The sequence below is a fragment of the Hoeflea sp. genome (genome assembly GCF_984452065.1).
On sequence record NZ_CFHWAF010000059.1, the window covers coordinates 24,863 to 26,819 of the forward strand.

The 1,957-nt window shown below is 58.5% G+C and carries 2 protein-coding genes and 1 pseudogene; all 3 read right to left on the reverse strand.

What is annotated here, in order from left to right:
* Positions 1-482: pseudogene (locus tag AC5E6N_RS12935) on the reverse strand (ABC transporter ATP-binding protein); the annotation flags it as partial.
* A 170-nt stretch (positions 483-652) separates the two neighbouring features.
* Positions 653-1,660, reverse strand: a complete 1,008-nt coding sequence (locus tag AC5E6N_RS12940; RefSeq protein ID WP_491748200.1) for an ABC transporter substrate-binding protein — start codon at positions 1,658-1,660, stop codon at positions 653-655.
* A gap of 63 nt (positions 1,661-1,723) precedes the next feature.
* On the reverse strand, positions 1,724-1,957 hold a 234-nt coding region (locus AC5E6N_RS12945), incomplete at its 5' end, for a hypothetical protein (RefSeq protein ID WP_491748201.1).

Genomic DNA, 1,957 nt, shown 5'->3' on the forward strand with positions numbered 1-1,957 from the left:
ATCAGAAGGCAGGTGAATTCCTCCTGATGGCGCAGATCATGCATGATCCGCCACAGATCCTCCCGGGTGAAGGCATCCAGCGCACCGAACGGTTCATCCAGAATCAGAACCTCGGGCCGATGCACAAGCGCCCGGCACAGGGACGCCCTTTGACGCATGCCGCCGGACAGCTCGGAGGGTTTCTTGTCCTCGAACCCTTCAAGCCCGACAAGCGCCAGCAGTTCCTCGGCGCGGTCCTCCCTTTGTTTTTGAGACAGTTTGTTGGGCACGATCTCAAGCGGAAGGAGAACATTGTGCAAAATGGTGCGCCATTCAAGCAGCACCGGGTTCTGAAACGCCATTCCCACCGTGGCCCGCGGGGATTTGACCAGCTGTCCGCCGAGCCAGACCTCTCCCTCATCGGGAAACATCAGGCCCGCAATCAGGCGTGTCAGTGTCGACTTGCCGCAGCCGGACGGCCCGACGACCGCCGTGAACGTGCCCTTTTGAACGGTGATGTTCAGGTCGTTGAGGACCGGCAGGGGGCCGTCATCGGTCACATAGGCATGGGTCACGCCTCGCAGCGCGATTTGAGGTTCGTCTGTCATGAAATTCCATCAACCCGAATGAAAAGGCGGGATTGACCCGCCTTTTTAAATGTCGATCCGTACGGCTACCTCAAAGCGAGGCTGCCGTCCGTCGGCAGATATTCGCTGGAGAAGATAACCGCCATATCGGGCGTGTTCTGGAACTCGTAGTTTTCGGCCAGCTGCCGCATGGCCTTTTCCATGCGCGCCTGGTCTATGCCGCCAATGCCGTTTGCCTTGGTGTAGTCGGTAACGACGTTGGCGTCGATTGCGAGCTTCAAGCGGCGCGCCTCAAGCTCGGCATCCGCCGCAGGGTTGCGCTTCTTGACCATCTGCGCGCCGGCGTCCGGATCGGCAATCACGTCGTTCCAGCCCTTGGCAACGGCACGCAGGAAGCCGGTTACTGCCTCGGGGTTTTCCTTTGCGAAATCCGTGTTGACGACGATCGCGTTGCCATAGAGTTCCAGGCCGTGATCGGCCATCAGGATGACCTTTATGTCTTCCTCGGGAATGCCGAGCCGCACAAGATTGAGATAGCTGGAGAAAGAAAAGCCGGTGATCGCGTCGACATTGCCGTCGGCCAGCATCGGTTCGCGGGTCGGGAAACCGACGGGCTCTACGGTAATCTTGCCGACGTCGAGGTCGTTGACGGTCGCAAATGCGGGAAACTGAGCCCAGGCGCCGTCCGGCGGCGGTGCGCCAAGGCGCTTGCCTTCCAGGTCTTTGGGAGCGCTGACGCCAAGGGACTCACGTCCGATAACCGCGAAAGGCGGCTTGTCGTAGATCATCATCACGGCCTGAACCGGCGCACCGGGGTTCTGATCCAGGAACTTGATCAGGCTGTTGATGTCGGCAAAGCCGATGGGAAAAGCGCCGGTCGCGATCTTCGGTATGGCGTCCAGCGACCCCTTGCCCGCGCTGATCTCGACGTCAAGACCTTCAGCGGCGAAGTGGCCGTTGTCGATGGCGGCGAAATAGGCGGCGCTGGGGCCCTCGAACTTCCAGTCGAGAGCGAAAGGCATCTTGGTCTCGGCGGCAGCCTGCGTCAGTATCCCGACCGCGAACAATAGCGACAATGCTATTCTGTAAATCATCGATGTGTTCCCTTTATTTTCTTTAGTTGACGGAAAATTATCACACACATTTTGGTGCGATTTTCAAATATTGGCTGAAACACTTTGCCGCATCAGCGGTAAGCGGGGCGATCCGAACGCTCGAAGGGCGGAGGTGAAATGACTGCCCGACCTGCCTGTTTCCGACGGACGAAGGCGCACCGGCCCCTTTTTTGCGGCAACCGTCATCTGAAGATTGTTTTCAATGGATCCTTGACCGGCGGCCAGGACTTTCCAGCTTTTGTTGAAAGTCTTTTTGCAGCCGCGCTGGTTTTTTTT